Source organism: Moorena sp. SIO4E2 (genome assembly GCF_010671945.1).
Lineage (GTDB): Bacteria > Cyanobacteriota > Cyanobacteriia > Cyanobacteriales > Coleofasciculaceae > Moorena > Moorena producens.
On sequence record NZ_JAAHIE010000041.1, the window covers coordinates 1 to 21,180 of the forward strand.

The following is a 21,180-nucleotide window of genomic DNA, read 5'->3' on the forward strand; positions in this document are numbered from 1 at the left end:
GGAGTAGGGAGTAGGGAGTAGGGGGTAGGGAGTAGGGAGTAGGGAGTAGGGAGTAGGGAGTAGGGAGTAGGGAGTAGGGAGTAGGGAGTAGGGAGTAGAGAAATTCGGATCAACAATTCTCACAATTCCTACAGGGATCCCTATCAAAAGAAAATGTTTGCATTCATAAAAATGGAAAATTTTAACTATAAACTTAAAATTAATTAACAAGTAACAAGTAACAAGTAACAAGTAACAAGTAACAAGTAACAAGTAACAAGTAACAAGTAACAAGTAACAATTGACGAATAACTAATGACTAATGAACAACTATACCATCAGCAGGAGGAGCTTACCCTAGACATGGTAAACTCTCAACCAAAACTCCGGGTTTCTTGGCAAGGTATTTTCTCCCTGGTGATGTTCTTTTATATGTACCTACCCCTGCTGGTACTGACGTTTTATAGCTTCAATGACTCTAAATACAGCGCCCAGTGGCAGGGATTCACGTTTAAGTGGTACCTAAAACTATGGGAGGACGAGAGTGTAAAGACCGCACTATTCAATAGTCTCACGGTAGCGCTAGTGGCAGTAGGGATTTCTGCGGTATTGGGTACCATGATGGCAGTCGGTTTAGCCCGTTACCACTTTCCAGGGAAACGCTTGTATCGAGGGATATCCTACTTACCCCTGATTATCCCAGATATTGCGATCGCAGTGGCAACTCTCATCTTTTTGGCAGTTATGGCTATTCCTCTGAGTCTGTGGACTATCATAGCAGCTCATATAGTTTTCTGTTTGGCTTATATTGCCATTGTTGTTTCCTCCCGTATCACCCAGCTTGACCCTCACCTAGAAGAAGCAGCCCTCGATTTAGGAGCAACGCCTCTACAAGCTTTTATAAAAATCTTACTACCGGAATTGATGCCAGGGATTATTGCTGGTTGTTTATTGTCTTTTGTCCTAAGTATGGATGATTTTCTGATTTCTAGTTTTACCGCTGGGACTGGTGCAACTACCCTACCCATGGAAATCTTTAGCCGCATCCGCACTGGTGTTAAACCAGATATAAATGCTCTTAGTGTTTTGCTAATCCTGGTATCAGGTGCAGTTGCTTTTATCGCTGAATGGCTCCGTTATCGGAGTGTGGAAAATCGGCAATAATCGGGAATCGGGAATCGGAACCCACCCCTAACCCCTCCCAGGAGGGGAACGGGAATCGGGAATCGGGAATTGGGAATCGGGAATTTTTCACTGATAGAAGGTTACTTGATATCATTACATTCCTTAGTTCAGCAACCCCAAAATTGATAATTCATTCTTGATAAGTCATCCTTGATTTCAATTTATCTAATTTTTCTTCCAATTGAGTGGTAAGTTGCTCGCTCCGATGGTCATTACTTAAGTAGGGAGATGTAGTTTGAGCGATTCTGAATAGTTGAGTAGCGATTAATTGTTGTTTTTCACCCCAAAGTGTCTTGACTGAACGCAACTGATCTTGTTTGAGCCAATTAAACCAAAAGTGAGCATAACGGATTGAGGAACGAATTCCCCGTGCTGTTCTAGGATATAAATCCCAAAGAGGCATGATATATTGGGGTTGGTATTTCAAACCAACGGATAAGCACCAATCCTGCCATTTAAATGCCAATATAGTTGGATTAGTGCAGATGGGAATCCAAGGAATTCGTAGCGCATCAGCTACAATTGCTCCATGCATAGCTTCTGTTAGTAAGATGTTGGTTTTGCTGATGGCAGATAATACTTGCTCGACAGGCAAACTAGGGTCAATATACTTAAAGCCGATTTGTTCACAAATTTGATGCCAGGCTTGACCGCCATATCTGGCAGATTTAGCATGGGGCATAACGGCAAATTGATGGATTTTTTGACTGGTTGGATGGAAGAGTCGTCTGACTAGCACTGCTCCATCGGTAACGGCTAATTGAGGGGAAATGTCTAAGGCTTTGGCGGAGAGGGGTCCTCTTACACAGTAAATTGTCCAGGAATCTTGGAGTTTTGGTAACTTTTCATAACCGACTCCGCTACTAAAAATGATGATTCGGCTAGCATTGGGTAAACGCTTGGGGAGTAAATTATTTAGGAGGGTACCGATTCCAACAAAGGCGGTGCTTTCATCCTCATCTAGTAAGTTAGGGATTAACTGTTGCCATAGCCAAGGGTTTAGGTCATCGCCGAAGTTATTGAGACCACCAGGGAATCGTTTCGATGAATATTGGTAGTAGAATAGTTTCATTATTGTTATCCCCTAATATGTCGTATTTTACTTCGGTAGAGCCACTAAAGATTTATGTTCCGGCCTTGACCAGCTGGTCAACAGTTAGTTTTAGTTCTGGGAAAGTTGGTGATTCAATAGATTCACAGCCTGTAAAGGTTTTGCCTTCTTTATATTCATTATCAGCTAACTCGTATATCCAAACTGTAGGAATTTTAGGAGACCCAATGTATCGGGTTCCTCCCAGAGCTTTATAGTCAACAATCCAGTATTCTGGAATGCCAAATTTTTCATATTCAGCCAGTTTGGTTAGATAGTCATCTTGCCAGTTGGTACTAACGACTTCCACGATTAACTTAGCTGATTTACCGATTGAGATACTTGACCTGTCTTGATGCAGTCGCTCATGGGGGGGACCCCCAAGACCGCTTAGGTGCGCTTTCCGTAGGCGAATTAAATTCGCCACGGGTCGCACCTCTGCATCGCTTTTTTCCAGTATGGATCTTCCGCAACAGTTTGTTTATCCAATACAATGATATCTGGTAAATAGCCTTCTCCCTCTTGATAGGGTTTGACAAGACAAGTTCGAGGAATAAAGTAGGGTAGTGAAAGTCTCTCAATGTCAACATCTATCTTTCTGGCGATGAGAGCTGCTACTTGTTCGTGGAAACCGGTGGGACGCATAGCTACAATTCTACCATTCCGAAGTTCATAGTTTCCTCCATCCTCTGGGTACTGTTCTAAGAATTCATCAAAGGTTAATAGTTTTGATACTGCTTGAACCATAGTTGGGACTGGTTAATAAGTAGTATTGGGTTAGTATCTAGTTTAAGTATAGCGTTTTACAATGATAGGTTAAACTATTGGTTGCTAAAAAAGGGCTGCATCTATACTCCCTATTCCCTAAAAACCAGCGGTGTAAGTACATCAGCAAATTGATAAATGTTATATAATAAGGAGATAAAACCCATGTACCAAAATCCATTTGCCATCGACTTTTATATGGAATTGTTGCTAGCCAATAAAACTCTTGTTAGTTTATTTTTAACTCGATTTCCCTGAAAGCCAATATAACCCTGTCCCAAGGTAATCTGTTGAGACCAATGAGATTGATTGCACCAACGATAATAGGCAGGTAAGGCAATAGTTTCTAAGAAATAACGCCACTTCTTGGTAGTACTTGAAGGGGTAATCGCTTTGGCACGAATTCGACCATTATTAACCATAGCGCTACGTAAATTAGGCTCTTCTTTCAACCGCTTAAGGGCTGAAATTAACGCGCTAGGGGTAGCCACTTCCAGATAGTCTAGTGGGCTATAGCGTTCTACTTGATAAGCAGCTTCACATCCGAGAATAGCAGGAACCCCCGCTAGCCAAGCATTGTAGAGTTTGGTAGCTGGTTTGGTCAGGTAATTGCGGTGGAGGCAGCCTGTGTTGCCCTCAAAGCTACGCACAGCCACAATAGCATCAATCTGACTGTAGTCATGCCAGCGATTGTCTAGGTTGCTATAGTCATGCCAACGATTGCTATTGATTACTGGTTGCCAAGATAACCCTAGTGCTTGGAGTTGTTGTTGCCAGGAGGGATGCTTTAACTGTAGCGCGAGATTAAATTCATGACCAAAGAAGGCGATGGTTTTAAAGCGATCGCATCGTGCTGGATGGCGCTGAATTAACCCTGGCTGAGTCCAGTGGGGTAGGTAGTAACTATTGCGCAAATGCATTGTTTCCAGAGGATTTTGTACCACATGGAGTTGAGCATAGGGATAGGGTCTTTGTTCAGCTTTAATACAAATCAGCAATAACTTTGGTCCTGGCTTGAGCTGGTTTTTGTGAGCTCGTAAGCAATTGCGGTGGCTCAGGACAATCCCTTCTCTGGGCAATTCTGCTACTAGTTCGCAAGGGAAACCATCGGCTTTCAGGCGTAGATAGGTTTGTAAAGTCCAGGCATAGATACCAATCCCAAAGCCTTTCCAGTTCTCATCGGCACTTTTGGGCATGGTGTCCGGCCAGAAACCCTGAGGAATGTAGAAGTAAATTGGTGGTAATTTATCGGTCATGTGAGGTACTTTTATTCTTGGTTTTAGGAAACAGGGAGTCGGGAGTCGGGAGCGGTGCGACCCGTGGCGAATTTAATTCGCCTACGGAAAGCGCACCGAGGGAGTCGGTAGCGGTGCGACCCGTGGCGAATTTAATTACGGGTCAAGGGCACCGAGGGAGTATAAAAAAAAATATTTTTGTGCCTCATTAGACTAGTAATCCTAGCAATAATGATTAGCCATTAGGGATTACCCTGACCCAAAAATCCAGGGACTATTTGATAAGTGATTAACGGAACTTGATCTCAACTTTGGCGTCAGCTATCAGCGTGTCGCGTATCAGCCCAAGGCCAATGGCTGACGGCTGACAGCTGACAGCTGAATGCTTACACTTTGTCTTTATCTTGTGGCCAAAAAAAGCGCAATTTTACCATATCATCTTTTGGAAAAAATTACCCGTTTGGGTACTGCGAACCTAAGGATCTGTATGAGACAATATGGCACAGCTAAGCAAAAGTGTAAGGATGGTGCCTCTATCGAGATATTGGGAAATTTTAAGACTTGATCCTGCTAGTGTTGGGTGTGGTTACAAAAAACTGTTACTACCGCTGGCATGGGAGTTTTTTCAACAGAAGTGTCTAGAATTAGATGCTCCAGAAACGCGAACGCATTTGTCGGTGGAGCAGCATCGGGACATTCAAACCTCCCTATACGCCTGGTTTCACCCTGAGGCGTCTGGGTCACCCATAAGTCGTGCTAGAGCAGGACTTTGTCTTCGTTGCTATGTCTCTTACCCAATCCTGAAAGCTTGCAAGAAACTCGCTAGTTTATATAGCGCTAGTCATCACTTCACCTATCGGGATTTGCTGCCATTTGTGCTTGATGATGATGGTAAAGTACTCATCATCTTAGATCAGGATGGTACAACTCAACTTATCCTGAATGGCGATAGGGAAACCAAAAAAACCGATTACCAATTTTTTACCGTTGAAGTATTACGAAAATATAATCTGAATTCCCCATCCAAGTCTAGGTTAGATGATTGGGTCTACTATCAAACCAAACAAAATCCCAAACTCAAAGACTTCTTATCGGAGCGGGGACTTTGTTTTCTCAGTGACTGGGCGCTGCTGAATCGAGCTAGACCGACACAATTTGAACAACTCTTGCCACGCGATCGCAATATCCTAGAAGCCTTTCATGGGGTGTACCGTAGGGACAGACGCCAACAGCCAACAAAAAAAGCTAGACGTTGTCCGGATCCCACTCAGTCTCAACTTGAAGAAATGAGACACCTCTTGCAGGAAAAATCGGTAATTGTCAACTCTCTAGTACAGCTGAGGGATGAACTCAAACATCTAGCCAGACTGCTACGGCAATATGACATATGGATTCGCAGCGGATTTCCGCCATCGGAACCCCTAGAGGTGTCGGATCCGGATACTGGACGGAACCGAGAGTTACCAGACCGAAATTTTACCAACCCTTTAGATGCGATCGCACGACAAGAATTACAGCAATTCTGTGGTCAGCAACTCATAGCCTGTTTGGATTTGGGGATAGAGCAAGGGCTAACGGACCACATTACCAAGCTACAGCGCAGTCGAAGTTATGCCCGTTTTGCATCAAAGGTTATATCAGGTCTTGAACTGATCTACTGTCGCGGTAAATCTCAAGCCGAGATTGCCTCTATTTTAGGAATGACCAATCAGTCCCAAGTGAGCCGGGTGCTAAATCCAAAGGATCTGCTCAATCGGGTGCGGTTTTGGACAATAGACAAACTTTTCCACATTATCTCCCATGCAGCACATCAGTTTAATCTAGCAAATATGTCTAGGGATCCAGACTATTTTAAAAACCTAATGGAACACCTAGAAGCTTTCGTGGATGCTGAAGTCTTCCAAGAAGCAGCTGCAGAAATCATGACAGGGAAAAACCGTTCTACTAATAGCCTATATACCCAGCGACTATGCCGCTACCTTGAGAAAGCGATCCAGGAAAATCATGACTAGTTATTCTGTTAATTCCACCGACCTCAGGCTTGTGCAACCAGAATGTATTTGGTTAGAGTCCGAACAGTTTGAGCAAGCAGTACAAATGAGCAATCAAGTCATCTCAGAAGCACGCCAATGGCAAACCTATCTGAATGGACTAGGATTACTTAGTTTTACACAATGGTTAGAGGAAAAGTTATCTAATATCCTGATATCTCATAATTGTTGTTCTTTACGACAACCTAAATACGCTAATGTGATTGAAGCGGTATGTAATCTTATCGTAGGCGAATTTAAGATTTGTTTACTTACCAGTGAGAGTTTAATTGATGAAGTAGTCACTGTACCGATAGCCGCCATTGATTTACCAGAATTTGCTGCTCATTTCTATGTTGTAATTGAAGTGCAAGAAGAGCTAGAAACTGCTATTATTCGAGGCTTTATCCGTTACGACGAACTGGTTAATTATCGACAAGTTTGTAATTTACATCCTGAAGTTGATTGGAACTATAGTTTACCTCTATCATTGTTTGATCCTGAGCCAAATCACCTACTCTTTTATTTACGTTTCTTGGATTCCGCTGCCATTGATCTACCAGTAACTTCCCCTAATTCACTCCCTAGGCTATCTCTGAATCAACCTGACTTGGAAACATTAGAAACATTATTAGATCGCCTACAATATCCTGAGCAAACTCTTTGGCAAACCTTAACTTGGGAGCAAGGGCTGACTATACTCCAAAGTCCTGAATTACTGGATTTGTTATATCAGTGGCAACTAACTTCCCACAGAACAAAGTCCCTTTCGATTCGGATTACAGAAGTATTTACTATCCTAACTCAAAAGGCTATCAATACCCAGGAATGGTTGGAGGGTAAATTAGACGAATTGGCTCAAGGTTTAGGATTGTTTATCCCTGAAACCATTACTGCGAATTCATCGGTATTTCGGTCAATTGATAAATTCGATAATGTGATTAATGAGCTTAGATATCAAGGAATGGACATTCCTCCCGAACCAGGTCGATCCTATCAGGACATTGATTTAGGTGAAATTGCTTTACGACTATGTGCCGTCACCTGGCCGATTGACTCTCCAATTCCTCCCCCAAAATGGTCATTGCTGCTAATTTTAGGAACCCAGCTTGGTACTCCTTTACCTGATGGATTCAAGCTACAAGTTAGCAATCTAAGGTCTATTATACATGAGCCTGTATCAGCGCTTGATGATCCATTTTTGTTTGCCCGTGTGGAAGGACGCTCAGATGAAAAATTTGTTGTAACTATTATCCCACCGGATAGTTCAGCACAGACCTTATCTCCTTATGCATTCGATCCTAGTTAAACAGCATTTTCAGTTATTGATTAAAAATGAAACAGGGAACATCGAATCTGTCAACAGGGAAATTTCATAAAAATATCCGAGGATTATTTTGGGTAATGACTACAGTTTTTGAAATTAAAATTTGGGATAAAAAAGATGATAATTCTTGTTTCTTTTTGCTGCTATGGGATGACAGAAGAAGGCAGCTATCTGCCAGCCTGAACTATTGCCAGGAAATACAAAGATGTTATCAACGGTGGCGACAGCGCTACACTAGGTTTTACGAATTTACGTCAGTGAAACCTATAGGAGATAGTGGCAGAATTAATCCTGGTTCAGGTGACCCATGTTATGATTTGATGGAGGCAGAAAGAGAGTTCCTCAATGCTTTCCAGCGTTGGTTAGGAGAAGGCGAGGTTCGTAAGATTCAACAGCGGATTCGAGACGAATTCACTCGTGTTGCTCACTTGATATCGGAAGACGGCAAGGGGATTGGTACTCACCCCAGTGTTGATATTTTCGTAGCTTGTGACTCTATAGAAATGGAACGGTTACCATGGGAAACTTGGGAACTTGCTCCTGAAGGCACACCCCTGGGGAGGGTTCGCATTTTCAGAAGCGCTATGGATAATCCGGATCCCATTGCTTGTACTAAGCCCCTGACAGCTTGCAGTGCGACCCCGCGCTTTTTCAAAGCGCTAGGGAACGCGCACCTTAGAAAAACCCGCATTCTAGCTATCTTCGGAGATGATCCCAGACTACCGTTGCAGGATGATTGGAAAGCTGTGCGATCGCTTAAGTCTATTGCTGAGGTCGAGCGAGTAACCTGGCAACCCCATGAAAACCATGTCGATATCAAAACCAAAATTGCTAATGCTATCTGTGATCAACGAGGCTGGGATGTGCTGTTCTTTGCTGGACATAGCGATGAAACCACAACCACAGGAGGAAGACTTGCGATCGCTCCGAATATATCCCTGTCGATTAGTGAACTCGAAGAAAAATTAACTCAAGCTAGAGAACATAGATTGCAGCTGGCCATTTTCAACTCCTGCAGTGGTCTGAGCATTGCTAACTCTCTGATTAAACTTGGGTTACAGGTAATAGTGATGCGGGAACCCATTCGCAATGATGTGGCTCAGAGTTTTCTCCAGCAGTTCTGTAAGCCCCTAGCTGACCATAGAGATGTTTACGATGCACTACTCGAAGCCTGTCAACATCTCCAATCCGTAGAGAAATTTGCCTATCCCTCTGCCTATCTGCTGCCCTCTTTATTTAATCCTCCCGGTTTGATTCCCTATCGCATTGAGCGGTTTGATTGGAAGAAAATGCTGCTGCAGTGGTTACCGACAAGACCAGAAGCGATCGCATTGGGAACAGTTTTACTGCTGAGCGTCATCCCAGCTATTCAAGTAGAATTATTGTTCGATATCCGAGCGTTAGTTCAAGCTGTCTATCGTAATTTGACGAATCAAGTACCAAAGCATACCTTAGCGCCTGTTTTGTTAGTTGCCATCGATCAGGAATCTCTAGATCAAGCTGATGAAGCAATAGAAAGCACACAAGGTAAGTTGATTGATTCCGAATACTTAGCCAAGTTGGTAAGACACCTATACGCCTTGAATGCTCAAGTAATCGGCATTTACTACAGTCGGCATATCTACCAACCTAGATACGAAAACCTTGATCAAGCCATTCGCTCTGCTGTGGAAAAGCAGAATACTTGGTTTGTGCTAGCAACAGATAAACAAGATAAAGTCGCTAGTCGCAAATGGAGTTTAGAAGGGTACATAGACTTTGAGCCTTGGACTATTGAACAGCCTCTAGATCCCACCTGTATAGACGAGTCATGTCCGTTTGCCTATCAGCTAGCAGTAGCTCATCTGCTCAATCACCAGTCATCTTCAGATAGTTTACCCCAGCCAACATTAAACAGTACAGTAGATTTTCAGTCCCAAGTCAGTGATTATCTAAAGCCAGGAAAGACTCACAATCAAGGGCTGATTCCTTTCAATCAATCTGCTCCTCCTTTTGGACTAGCTTCCATTATTGACTTTTCTATTCCTCCTAGACAAGTTTACAAATCTATTACAGCTAAGGAACTTCTCAATTTTCCTGTGCCTAATCCAGAACTCCAACACCATGTGATGCAGCAAGTTGTTATCATCACCCATGGTGACTACAATGACACCGAAGATGACTTTTACTTTCCGTCAGTTGCTGGCTATTGGTGCCATTACTATCAACCTGTTGAACAGGATCTAAAGCAGTGCCTCGAAGTATTAACTAGAGGAGAAGTATTTGCTTATATGGTTCACCATATAATCCGGCAGCATCGGGTAGTTTTTATTCCTGATCATTGGGTTATTTTTCTAGGGGCATTCCTAGGAAAATGGACTACTATTATCCTGGTCAAAAAAACATTACTACAGCGACATGAACAGGTATTAACCTTGGGAAGTATAACAGGAATATACGGATTATTTGTATTGCAGGTTTATATCTCAGCATTAGTATTGATTCCGTGGTTTTTACCGTCAATACTAGTTTGGTTTTACTATAGTTTCGCTATCCAAAAATATTATTTAAGGTAGGAGTGATTTTGAATAAGATATATTCCATGACTAAGCTAAGATCAAAACTTACGAATACTAATACCCAAGTGCCAATGACTCAAACAGAAAAACATCCACGAAAAAGACAAAAAAGACCATGGTGGAAGAAGCCCTTAGATAATTCCATTTTTCAAAACATCGTTAACTCGACAGGGAATGAATTCGAACAGGAAGATAGCTTGACATTAAAGTTATTCATGATTTTAATTATCCTTATTAGTTTTTTTATACTCCCTTTTCTAACTCAGTTTCTAGATTTTCAATGAATAACACTAGTGCTGAGGTAAGCATTCAGCATTCAGCTATCAGCTATCAGCTATCAGCTATCAGCTATCAGCTATCAACTATCAGCTATCAGCTATCAGCTATCAGCTTATGGGTTAGGTCCGATGCGTCGAAGCCTGCCCCACAAGGCTGACCACTGACCGCTGACCACTGACCGCTGACCACTGACCGCTGACCACTGACCGCTGACCGCTGACTGCTGTTGGCGTAGCCTGCGCGTAGCGCATATGCTTACAACTCAACACTGACGCCCTCAAATGAACAAGTGATACCAGAACTGGATAGCTAACTGCATAAGCTCAAAGCCGCTACACCTATGGATTGTAGTAGGAACCTGTAGTAGGGACTTGTAGTAGGTACCTGTAGTAGGTACCTGCTCTGTTGCAGATTCGTAACGTTCACATAGGTCTAGAGGATGAATACTCAGGTAAGACAGTTTAACGGTGTTCTCTTACAAGGGGTAGTAGAAGGATTAATGGATGGTGTCTTGATTCTGAACGCTCAGGGAGAGTTAGTTCATAGCAATTGCTATGGTCGCTTTATTTGTGCTCAACTGGCAGTGGATAGGTCAAAATCTAACGTTGTTCCCAAAGAAATCAGGCGTGTTTGCCAAGCTGTGCTCGACAGCTGTGAGTTATATCCAAATCAGTCAATAATTATCGAGTCTGAAATTATTACTGAACCCTCAACATCTTTTCGGATTCGAGCCGTTAAGCTCACCTTAGACTCCTTTGAAAATCCCTGCATTTTAGTAACACTAGAAAATCACGATCAATATGCTGGGAGTTTTGCGATCGCAGAGGTGAATAAATATGACTTGACTCCTCGTGAGGCCGAAGTTTGGTTACTGCGTCGTGCTGATTACAGCTATCAGGAGATTGCTGATGAATTGCTCATTACTCTCAACACGGTTAAGAAGCACTTGAAAAATATTTATGCTAAAATTAAATTTTACCAATTTAAACAGCAATTTTTAGAAGCTAATTAAATTATTTAGTTATAGCAGCCTAGGGAGTCGGGAGTCGGGAGCGGTGCGACCCCGCACTTTTTTAAAGCTAAGCGTGAACGCGCATTCCCTGGGAGTCGGGGTCATAAAAATGTCTTTAACTATACCCAATTATCGAAAACTACTTCTTCGCTCTCCCCACACTAGCCACACTAACCCCTCTCCCCACACTCTCTTCCCTGTTCCCTATTCCCTTTTCCCTTTTCATACATGCCAGCATTTTGTCTTATTATTTATGACTGATTTCCAAAAATCCAATGATAAAATGGACTAAAGAAGCTATTCACAAAAAGTTCCAGTTCGCAAGCTGCTACTAAATCTGTCTTGAGGTGTTGGCGATATCTAATCAGGTGAAGGATAGTCTTGCCCAAATCATTGATTAGGTAAACTAGAATCATGAAAGGCTTTTGCCAATGTTGAAAGCGCAACATGCGAGTGGGATACCGACTTAAGCCCACACCTCGAAATAATTTCAATAAATAGTCTTTTTCCAAACGCCATTTGGGAATTTGATGCTCAATACACATTTGAGGGTTATGCCAAATTTCCCAACCGGCTTTTTGAATATAGGATAAGGTTTCTATATCTTCTCCTTTAGCAGATAGGGATGTCGCACACACCCCCTTGAGCCAAGGCTGTTCAGGAACATTATTTAACCAGGCTTGCTTACGAATCACTAACCCCGCACCCACAGGAAATACCCCTTGACGAGGCTGATAACAAAATGGCTCTTGACCTCGTTCTATGATAGCGATAAAACAAGCAATTCGGTTAAAGTTTTCCGGTGGTTTAACTTCATAGTCTCCATAAATTTGACTACCATAAGCACCAGCTTGGGGATGGGAATTACCAAAATTATAGGCAGCACTAACCCAATCAGGAGTAGGGAGATTATCATCATCTAAAAACCCGACATACTCACCTTTAGACTCCTGGATAGCACGGCGTCGAGCAAATGCTATCCCCTGTTTTGGTTCAAAGTAATATCGGATCGGATAAGCTTCTGGATGGGATTGATACTCCTGAACAATTTTGCTGGTATTATCAGTGCTGTTATTGTCAATAATTATAATTTCCCAAGCAAAATGGTCAGTTTTAATTTGAGACAGTAATCGTTTTAGAACCTTAGGTAGACGAGTTTCGCCGTTATAGGTACAGATAGCAACTGTGAAATCAATCATGGGTAGTCAACCATTAGAGTCCCTTTTGAATTAAGAATGTAGAATTAAGAATTAAGAATTAAGAATTCTGCATTCTGCATTCTACATTCTGCATTCTGACAGACAACCTACCCTACACCGAATCGCCTTGGGCGAACAACCTTCAACTGCTCTGCCTTAAGCAACCAATATAAAAGTCGTAGCAGCATTATCGATCAGGGTTTCAGCCTGCACCTGATTCAGGATTGCTAAGGTTTCATCACCGAAGCTAATCACAGCGTTGTTACTTTCTTGAGTAACCGATAACTGACCAAAGGTTAACCCATCTGCTAAACCGATGAAGTCTTCACTGACTTGGAAATCCCCAATCGTATCAGTTCCTTCACCAGCGGCCAAGATGAAGGTATCACTACCATCACCACCAGAGCCATTATCACCAAATAGGGTATCATTGCCAAGACCGCCTCGCAGTAGGTCATCCCCAGCATCACCCCAGATTTGGTCATCACCTTTCTGACCAAACAGGGAATCATTACCGGCTTTTCCACCAATGCGATCGCTTCCAGCACCCCCGTAAATTACATCATCCCCTCCAAGGGTATTGTCAGAGGAACGGCTGTTGAAGTCACCTCGTAATACATCATCTCCATTCCCCCCAAAGATAGTATCATTACCTAAAGCACCAGCAACTGTATCATTGCCAGCTCGGGCAATGATTGTCTCATCAGCTTCGGTGCCAACTAGTTCATCATCTAATGGGGTTCCCGGACCGGGGTTGACTGAAAAGATAGTAATGGTTTCACTGTCTTCTTGAGCCACTATCAGCAGGGGTTCACCATTGGGGCTGTCTTCCACAGGAATAAATGTTAGCCCCTCAGGCTCACGGTCTACTGGCTCATCTGGATTGCCACCATTATCATTGGGCAGATATTGGACAAATTCAGGAGCCGTGGGATTAGTGACATCGTAGACAATCACCCCGCCTATTCGTTCGAGGCCGATAAACGTGTAAGTGCGATCATTAATGACCCCGGTGACAATTCCTTCCGGTTCTGGTCCTTGATTGTCACTGCGATCGTCAAAGGTATCAGGAGTGCCGCTAGAATTAAATAGTTCAGGAACTTGCTGAGCTGTAATTCGTTCAAAATCATCACCACTATCAAACACTAGGTTGCCAAACTGATCCCAAATTGAGAAAGAGCGCCCACCGTAGGAGAATAGCTGGTCAAAATCACCATCATTATCCAAATCCCCATCAATGGTAGATATTCTCAAACGACCCAGTTGAGACTCTTGTTGCAAGGTTTCAGCATCGGGAAACGCATCTGGGTCGAGGGTCAAGTTTGCAATCCGTTCCTCTTCATCCCTGATATCCCCTTCATTGGCAGTGACGTAGTAGGTTTGACCGTTTGCCTCAAAAGATGCGATCGCATCTGGTTGGTATAGACCGAAAACCGGCCAATTTTGGATGTTGATGGCATCATCCTCATTACTAGCATCCAGGGCATTGTTCTCACCCAGGTCGATCAGACCTAAGACCACAGGAGTTGGATTGGGGTTCAGAGGAACCGAGCCATCCACCGGAATCTTCTGTTCGAGTACTCCAAAGTCATTGTCATTGAGTACAGCCAGTTTGCCATCATCCAGTAGCGCTAGACCTTCTGGTTTATCACCAGCGAGATACCCAATCGAAGGCAGGTTTGTCACTTTTATCTTATTGACCGCCTGAATCCCAAGAGCATCTAGGTCATCCGCACTCAACTGCTCTAGAGTAGAGTCAGTGGGTAGTGTGGGGGCATCCGGAGCAAGCAAATTAGTGGCTTTTGTCAGGTCTATTTGGAAGATAAACTTCTTTGCTTTATCACCAACTGCGGAATCTCGCTCAATGACAAATAATTTTCCATCCTCAGCGTATACCGCATCACCAATCTTATCTACTCGTCCTCCACTACGTAAAGCAGGGTCTTCGAGCAAGTAAACATACTCAGCAACGGCATTACCTGTGGTAGTATCAATTCCGAGAATCCGAATCACATCCGAGCTATTAGACGTAGCACGGTCTGGATTCTGTAAAGGAGTTTGAATAAAGGCGTAGAGGATATTATCGTCTGGATCCAGAGCTACGGCCTCAAAGCCACGGTTACGGCGGCGATTGGCGTACTCCTCAGGTAAGGACTCAGTGCCAAAGCTTCCCACTGCTGCACCAGCCAAGGCAGCTGTTCCTTGGGGAACAAAGCGGTCAATCAGGACACCATCGGTATCAAAGTGGTAGATAGCTGGACGGTACTCATCCACCATCCAGAAGGTGCCATCCGCAGCGATTACTACCCCTTCCAGGTCAGCACCAAACTCATCTAAGGGCAGCAAATTGCCAGATAAGTCTACTGGTTCTTCATCCACCCCTGCAATATTGGGTAGTCCTGTGATTGGTGTGGTGCTATCTTGACGGGTCAAGAAAATGGTTTCGGTAATGGTGATCTCGCCAGAGCTGGGATTTAACTCAAAGCGGATCACGCGAGCTTGGTAATCCGGTAAGGCAAAGGGTCGTTCTTTACTCCCATCCCCATCCACATCAGTGGGTTCACCATTGGGTCCCCGGTCAGGAACCGTTACAAACTTCAAGTTGCCAGTTGCTGCATCCGTCCCTTCGTAGAATAAGCCAGACAGTCCGCCCAGTTTAATCTCCTGACCCCCTTCGGTAGTACCAAGTACAGGCAAGTCATTGAACTCAAATAGCTCTAGGGTGGGCTGACCTTGGCTGTGGTCTTTCACACCCAGAGGCAGGATATCCACCACTGTAGCGGACTCCAGGTCTAGCACCGCAAAGGCATTGTTTTCCTGGAGGTTGACAAAGGCTGTAGTACCATCGCTTGAGACAGCAATGAATTCTGGTTCCACATCCTCAGCAACAGTCTTGTCTGGGAAAATACGTACACCTTTTGCCCGGAATTCCGCTTCACGACCATTGAAGGCGCTGAAGTCTGCTGTAGCGACATTGTCTTGGGTTAGAGTTGCTAACCCACTCGACACATCAATGATACTGATCGATCCTTCAGGATCAATGCCATCATCCGCTACTCCTTCATTAGCAACCAGTATTTTGGTGCCATCAGGGGTAAACATGAGCATATCGGGCAGAGGCCCCGCTTGCACTACCTTCAGGGCATTGGGGTCAGCCGGATTGTTCCGAAACGCAGCAATATCTACAATTGCTACCTTCCCCGGATCAGTAGAGGTGCTAGCTTCTAAGGCTAGCGCCAGTAAACCATTGCTATAGGCTACGCTATTTGCTCCGTCAATGTCAGGTATCAAAGAAGCAATATCAATTGGTGGTATTGCCTGAGTTGGATTGCTCGGATCACTGAGGTCTAGCACTTGCACCTCAGTTCCACCAGAAACTACAAATAACTCTTGACCTATTGGATCGTAGGCGGTAATTTCAGCGCCAATCTCACTAGAAAAGCTACCAATTTTATCTAATATATCTGCCACAAATTTATCCTAGGTAGTAGACTGCGAGTACCTATATCAGCTATTAGCTATCAACTTATTGAAAGTTTTATAGCAATAATTATGTACTCATTACCCTGTTCCAAAGGAACCGCTTCGCGAATATTAAAATGCCTAATATTTTCTTGATTATCAAGAATTAAAATAATTTATTAGGACTTAATTATTAGGGTTTTGTTGATCCATTAAATAGGTAGGTTAGTAGCGTTAGCGCTAAGGTTTTATAGTGTTGACTGTCCTTCAGGTTAATTGTTGAGAATCAACAGTTAAACCTCAGCCTATTACGTTAATTTCCTACCTACTTAGTTAGGGGTTGCGTCTGAACTCTACAGCTAGTGTTAATAATTAACCTTTAACCTGGAGATAGTGTGGCGATGGCTGAATAACGCAAACACTGATAGCATCAATATAACATCAATATAACATCAATATAATAGCAAGCTATCTGTGCTTTATTGAACGTTATTGAATAAGCTATTTGCTCAATCTGATCTGCATTCGCGAACGGAACATCCCATTGAGTCTGAACTAATTCAAAAAGAACAGCCAATGGAATTACCCACTCATACTAGGCTTATGACTAGCATGATGCTACCATGATGATAGCTATCACCTTGACTCCCTTCGGGTATGAGGATTTAACTTGATAATCCAGCCACATCAAGACGGACTTTATTTATCTAGTTACCCATAACCTTGGTCTGGAGTTCAACGGAGTCTACCTAAGCTGATCTTCGATTAATTATCAAGTAGATTTTACCCTTTCCCTGATTTCATTGCAATCACTAGTTCAGCAACACCGACTTAAGGTTTTATTGAATTTTACTGTCTTGGATTTGATACTCTTCGATTAGCAAACTAAATCCAAATCATTGTAAGCATTCAGCCGTCAGCCGTGAGCTTTTAGCTCACGCTATTTGAGGTGCCGTCAGCTTTGTGGCACAGGCTTCTAACCTGTGACTTTCGTTACTATTAAACTAATGCTTACCTGTTTTATTCAAAAGCTGTTCGGTGTAGCGTTCCCATAGCCCATCAGCACATCAAGTAGCGTGCCCATAGCCCATAGCCCATCAGCTGATAGCTGATACGCGACACGCTGATAGCTTACAAATCATTTGTCTTTGATCTAAGCAACTGGGCTATAGATGCCCGCTGGCTAAGCAGCGTCTTCAGAGATGACCAAAGGAATCTGGGTAGCTTTAACCTACCAGTAGATGCTATCGGTCAGACTAATTAAGCCATAGGTTACTTGACTTAATATATTTTTGGATTTACGTAAAACTATACTATAAAAGAGTGTACTATAGTCAACTTTACATAATCTTACATAATTTGGTCTTTTTCTTACGTCACCTTTACTTAAAATTTACATGAGAAGCTACAGGTTTGGGTTTGGATCCAAATTCGGGTGGGTGTAGGGTCTTACCCTCTTGTGCGAAGATCTTCACACTCACTTTTACGCTTCCTAAGCCTGAGATATTACTCCTTCAATTAAACCCTCTAAAATTTAGGATTATAAAGTCATAGCAAAGGTATAGCAGAAGTCAGAAGTCAGAAGTCAGAAGTCAGAAGTAAAACTATTGCGCTTACTTAGCTTTGAGACTTTTGTCATGTCCTAACTGCCCTGGCGACTGCTATAACAGGGAGCAGGGAGTAGGGAGTAGGCAATATGGAGCAAAAATTATCATATCAAAATTACGACATTAATTGGTACATTATCGATTTATTATATTTTTTATAATTAAATTAATGTTATTAAAATCAAAATTAATAAATATAAAACCACAAAAAAATTAACTTCAACTTATTAAGTTAATCAGTTTTATAGCATTTATAAAATAGTTTAATTACACAATTTTTTGATTTTCGGGAACAGGGAACATGGGGAAAAGTGTGGGAAGTATGGGAAGTATGGGAAGTGTGGGAAGATGCGGAAATGGAACACATTTTTATAGTTTTTCCGATACTTACGAGGTACATTTAATTTTCTTACCCCCACTCCCGACTCCCGACTCCCGACTCCCTATTCCCCTACTTCCTAATTTGAGAATTGCTATAAAATAACGAAATCCCTTTCAGCAAGGGTTGTTACTCCTAACACTACTGCTAGGGTTCCATCTCCAACATTGATAAGAGAATTATTACTATCGGAGGTGATAGAAACTTCACCAAAGCTCAAACCATTGCCTAAACCAATGAAGTCAGTGCCCAGCTCGAAGTCTGTAATGGTGTCAGTACCTTCCCCAATCTCTAGGACAAAGGTATCACTGCCACTACCATTAGAGAAGTTATCTCCAGTCAGAGTATCATGACCGAGACCACCACTCAATAGGTCATCCCCAGCATCACCCCAGAGTTGATCATCTCCGAAGCCACCATAGAGGGAGTCATTACCAGATTTCCCGCCAATGCGATCGCTTCCTGAACCACCATAGATAATATCATCCCCACCAGCCTTACCATCTGGGGACCTGCTATTGTTATCTCCGCGCAGGATATCATCACCATTGCCACCAAATAAAATATCATTACCTAGTGCCCCAGCAATGGTATCATTTCCACCAAAGCCATTGATCAGATCAGCATCAATAGTCCCAATCAACTGGTCAGCCCCTTGAGTACCGTTAATCTCAGAGGTGGCTTCTACTATTGCTGTCGGAGATTGAATATGATCGAGGTCTAGCCCAAATGCTAGGAATTGGGTAATCTGGCTGTCATTGAAATTGTTATCGCTAGCAACAATTAGGGATTGTCTGCCATCCGGTAAGGTTGGACCAAATGCGATCGCTTCACTATTGTCGAGACGAATACCTAAGTCATCGAAATCCAACAGTAACCGTTTCTCAGCTACTTGCTCAACCTCTAAGAGTCCACTATCTGGGTCAGTGGGGTTGCTCAATAGGTTATCAACATCACTGATATCTGTAGCGTCTTGGAGCCGGACTTCATATAGCCTGAGATTATTTCCGACACCAACTGCAAAGGATCGCTCTAGGGCTAGTAAGGTTCCGGTATTATCTAGCGCTAGTAATTCTACTAAACCATTGTCAGCAAAACTGCCAGGAGGGTCAGGCTGATTGGGAATGGTGTCAGTGATGTAGAGGAATTCTTTAGCAGGTTCCCCAGTTTGTAAATCATACTGTAAAATCCGAACAGGGCTTTCATCTTCTAGTGTCGAAGCCGGACCATCCTGAATCAGAGCATTCTCTACTGCAGTATAAAGGAAGCGCTCATCTGGGCTAATGGTCAGGCTTTCAAAGGCACGATTGTTACGAATGCCCCTGGTTCCATCTGAGGTAGGTAAGAACTTATCTGGTACCGTCAGCTGATTGAACTCTTGTCCTGCTAGAGAGAATTCATTGACGAAGGGATTAAGAAGATTGTTAGCATCCCCTTCAGAGGATATAAACAAGGTTCCAGCACTAGTCAAGGCAATCCCTTCTGGATCAACACCCCGTTCTGGGAAAGGCTCACCGCTAGCATTCCGTAGAGTGGTGACACCTGTAAACCCTACATCACCGTTGTCTAGACTACCATCACTTAAATCAATATCAATAGTATAGAAACGAGCGGGAGCATTTTGGCTGCGGTCATCAGACAGACCATAGTAGACACCATTAGCAGGATCGTAGGCTAAACCAGAGATACCGCCAACTTCTGTATTCTCAAACTGGAATCCAGTATTAAAGCTAACCTCTCCGAGGAAGTTAATACCAGTGACAACTTTGGAGTTACTATCTACCACTGTAGGCTCTACCTCAACATCAACATATACTAGACGGTGGTCAGAACTAGGAAAGGGGAAATCACCCACTAGCTCAAAGGCAGGGTCATCACTTTTCGGCCAGAAAACCGTTGCGTCAGTGATAGTCAGATTTTGAGAAGGCAACACATAATCCACCCGTAGGTTGCCAGGACCACCAAAGTTTTCCTCACCAAAGTCAGCGGTGTCAAAGGCTGGATTACCTCCATGAGTCAGGTTATTCAATCCCTGGCGGTTGCTAGCATCCACCCCTCCCTCACTGGAGGGTGTAACAGAGGTGTTGACTAATGGGTTATCTAGAATTTGCAGGATGGCATTATCAGTACTATCCCCATCAAAGGGGTCAGCATTTTGGTCTCCCATGATCACAAAGCGATCGCTTGCCAACAGACCACCGAAGTTTCCTTGGTCATCATAAATGTAATCCCCAGCTCCGGGAGTGATATAGTCTGACCAGAACCGAATCTCATCGTGATTACGGGTACCGTTGCGGTCTTCTAGACCATCAAACACTGGAGGAGTAGGATGGCTAGCGAGAACATGAACCGTTTCACCGTTGATATTAATGGGAATATCCCAGTGACTCTTGGAAGAGAGGCGGAATACAGCTAATTCTTCCTCAGAGTACCAGGATTCCCCAGTTACTGGATCTACAGGAAGCAACGCATCTGGCATATCTTTCCAGAGGAAGTTTTGAAAGGTGCGTATATTCTCCGTATCAATCGGGTGTTTGGAGAATAGCACCATCCCAAACTGTCCTGGAAAGAACCCGAAGCCAAACGCATCATTACCCCCGCCAACTTCCCCGTTATTATCTAAGTCAAATCCAGAGGGAATCCCGGTGTTAGAAGGTGCGAGATAAACATAGGGAAAGTCAATCGCTGTCGCACCATTCTGACTAACCGAAAGATAGTTATCTTGGAAAAGTTTGGCCGCTTCTCCATTCTCATCGAAATCAAATTCATTGATTAGCAATACATCCGGATTAGCACGCTGAATAATTTCAGCCACTGCCTTGGCTTGGTTATTATCATAAGTAGATAAATATTGAATTAAATCCCCTTGATTGGAGCGATTCAAAGAAGCGTTAAAGCTAGAAAAGCGAACGTCAAGATTAGACATATTAATTTTTTTTATACCTAAAGTTCGAGCACCTCAGTCATCAACTTAGTTACCTCAATACTGCGTCGGTTTTGGAAGTTCAATTCCTGGAGATCCCCCCTAACCCCCCTTAGCAAGGGGGGAACAATAGCTATGGCTCCTCTGGCT

17 protein-coding genes are annotated in these 21,180 nt (G+C 43.2%); 8 read left to right on the forward strand and 9 right to left on the reverse strand.

What is annotated here, in order from left to right:
* The first annotated feature begins 294 nt into the window (after window positions 1-294).
* A complete protein-coding gene (locus tag F6K37_RS07580; RefSeq protein ID WP_008178470.1) occupies window positions 295-1,143 on the forward strand; it encodes an ABC transporter permease in 849 nt (282 codons plus the stop codon).
* Here F6K37_RS07580 and F6K37_RS07585 read toward each other — a convergent pair.
* From F6K37_RS07585 to F6K37_RS07600, 5 genes are all read right to left on the reverse strand, one after another.
* Window positions 1,097-1,258: a hypothetical protein gene (locus F6K37_RS07585; protein WP_287249285.1), complete on the reverse strand. Its 162-nt coding sequence runs from the start codon at window positions 1,256-1,258 to the stop codon at window positions 1,097-1,099. The two genes, F6K37_RS07580 and F6K37_RS07585, sit on opposite strands and share 47 nt — an antisense overlap.
* A gap of 36 nt (window positions 1,259-1,294) precedes the next feature.
* Window positions 1,295-2,236: a polysaccharide pyruvyl transferase family protein gene (locus F6K37_RS07590; protein ID WP_287249287.1), complete on the reverse strand. Its 942-nt coding sequence runs from the start codon at window positions 2,234-2,236 to the stop codon at window positions 1,295-1,297.
* A gap of 52 nt (window positions 2,237-2,288) precedes the next feature.
* Window positions 2,289-2,681 carry a Uma2 family endonuclease gene (locus tag F6K37_RS44545; RefSeq protein WP_334219970.1) on the reverse strand — a complete coding sequence of 131 codons (393 nt, stop codon included), beginning with the start codon at window positions 2,679-2,681 and terminating at the stop codon, window positions 2,289-2,291.
* Complete coding sequence (locus F6K37_RS44550; RefSeq protein ID WP_008178476.1) at window positions 2,669-3,001, reverse strand: Uma2 family endonuclease; 333 nt, start codon at window positions 2,999-3,001, stop codon at window positions 2,669-2,671. Before F6K37_RS44550 ends, F6K37_RS44545 begins: the two co-directional genes overlap by 13 nt.
* 212 nt (window positions 3,002-3,213) lie before the next feature.
* Window positions 3,214-4,275 carry a hypothetical protein gene (locus tag F6K37_RS07600; RefSeq protein ID WP_008178477.1) on the reverse strand — a complete coding sequence of 354 codons (1,062 nt, stop codon included), beginning with the start codon at window positions 4,273-4,275 and terminating at the stop codon, window positions 3,214-3,216.
* A gap of 17 nt (window positions 4,276-4,292) precedes the next feature.
* Between F6K37_RS07600 and F6K37_RS07605 the strand changes: the two genes are divergently transcribed.
* From F6K37_RS07605 to F6K37_RS07625, 5 genes are all read left to right on the forward strand, one after another.
* Window positions 4,293-4,466: a hypothetical protein gene (locus F6K37_RS07605; RefSeq protein WP_287249289.1), complete on the forward strand. Its 174-nt coding sequence runs from the start codon at window positions 4,293-4,295 to the stop codon at window positions 4,464-4,466.
* 285 nt (window positions 4,467-4,751) lie between these two features.
* Window positions 4,752-6,266: a hypothetical protein gene (locus tag F6K37_RS07610; RefSeq protein WP_202799137.1), complete on the forward strand. Its 1,515-nt coding sequence runs from the start codon at window positions 4,752-4,754 to the stop codon at window positions 6,264-6,266.
* Entirely contained in the window at window positions 6,259-7,593 is a 1,335-nt protein-coding gene (locus tag F6K37_RS07615) for a DUF1822 family protein (RefSeq protein ID WP_287249292.1), read from the forward strand. Before F6K37_RS07610 ends, F6K37_RS07615 begins: the two co-directional genes overlap by 8 nt.
* Before the next feature lie 95 nt (window positions 7,594-7,688).
* Window positions 7,689-10,166: a CHASE2 domain-containing protein gene (locus F6K37_RS07620; protein WP_008178480.1), complete on the forward strand. Its 2,478-nt coding sequence runs from the start codon at window positions 7,689-7,691 to the stop codon at window positions 10,164-10,166.
* A 283-nt stretch (window positions 10,167-10,449) separates the two neighbouring features.
* Window positions 10,450-10,605: a hypothetical protein gene (locus F6K37_RS07625; protein ID WP_008178482.1), complete on the forward strand. Its 156-nt coding sequence runs from the start codon at window positions 10,450-10,452 to the stop codon at window positions 10,603-10,605.
* Here the strand turns inward: F6K37_RS07625 and F6K37_RS07630 are convergent.
* Entirely contained in the window at window positions 10,568-10,699 is a 132-nt protein-coding gene (locus F6K37_RS07630) for a hypothetical protein (protein ID WP_267871970.1), read from the reverse strand. The genes F6K37_RS07625 and F6K37_RS07630 overlap by 38 nt on opposite strands.
* Window positions 10,700-10,887: 188 nt before the next feature.
* Here F6K37_RS07630 and F6K37_RS07635 point away from each other — a divergent pair, with 188 nt between their 5' ends.
* Window positions 10,888-11,460 (forward strand): helix-turn-helix transcriptional regulator, encoded by a 573-nt coding sequence (locus F6K37_RS07635; RefSeq protein WP_008178483.1) that lies wholly within the window; start codon window positions 10,888-10,890, stop codon window positions 11,458-11,460.
* A gap of 251 nt (window positions 11,461-11,711) precedes the next feature.
* On the opposite strand, the gene hpsE is transcribed toward F6K37_RS07635, so the two are convergent.
* Both hpsE and F6K37_RS07645 read right to left on the reverse strand, forming a co-directional pair.
* Window positions 11,712-12,659: a hormogonium polysaccharide biosynthesis glycosyltransferase HpsE gene (gene hpsE, locus F6K37_RS07640; RefSeq protein ID WP_008178484.1), complete on the reverse strand. Its 948-nt coding sequence runs from the start codon at window positions 12,657-12,659 to the stop codon at window positions 11,712-11,714.
* Between the two features lie 156 nt (window positions 12,660-12,815).
* Window positions 12,816-16,130: a choice-of-anchor I family protein gene (locus F6K37_RS07645; protein ID WP_287249297.1), complete on the reverse strand. Its 3,315-nt coding sequence runs from the start codon at window positions 16,128-16,130 to the stop codon at window positions 12,816-12,818.
* Between the two features lie 1,899 nt (window positions 16,131-18,029).
* On the opposite strand from F6K37_RS07645, the gene F6K37_RS07650 reads away from it, so the two are divergent.
* Window positions 18,030-18,212, forward strand: a complete 183-nt coding sequence (locus F6K37_RS07650) for a hypothetical protein (protein WP_131826968.1) — start codon at window positions 18,030-18,032, stop codon at window positions 18,210-18,212.
* Here the strand turns inward: F6K37_RS07650 and F6K37_RS07655 are convergent.
* A complete protein-coding gene (locus tag F6K37_RS07655) occupies window positions 18,202-21,033 on the reverse strand; it encodes an esterase-like activity of phytase family protein (protein ID WP_287249299.1) in 2,832 nt (943 codons plus the stop codon). The two genes, F6K37_RS07650 and F6K37_RS07655, sit on opposite strands and share 11 nt — an antisense overlap.
* Between the last annotated feature and the right edge of the window lie 147 nt (window positions 21,034-21,180).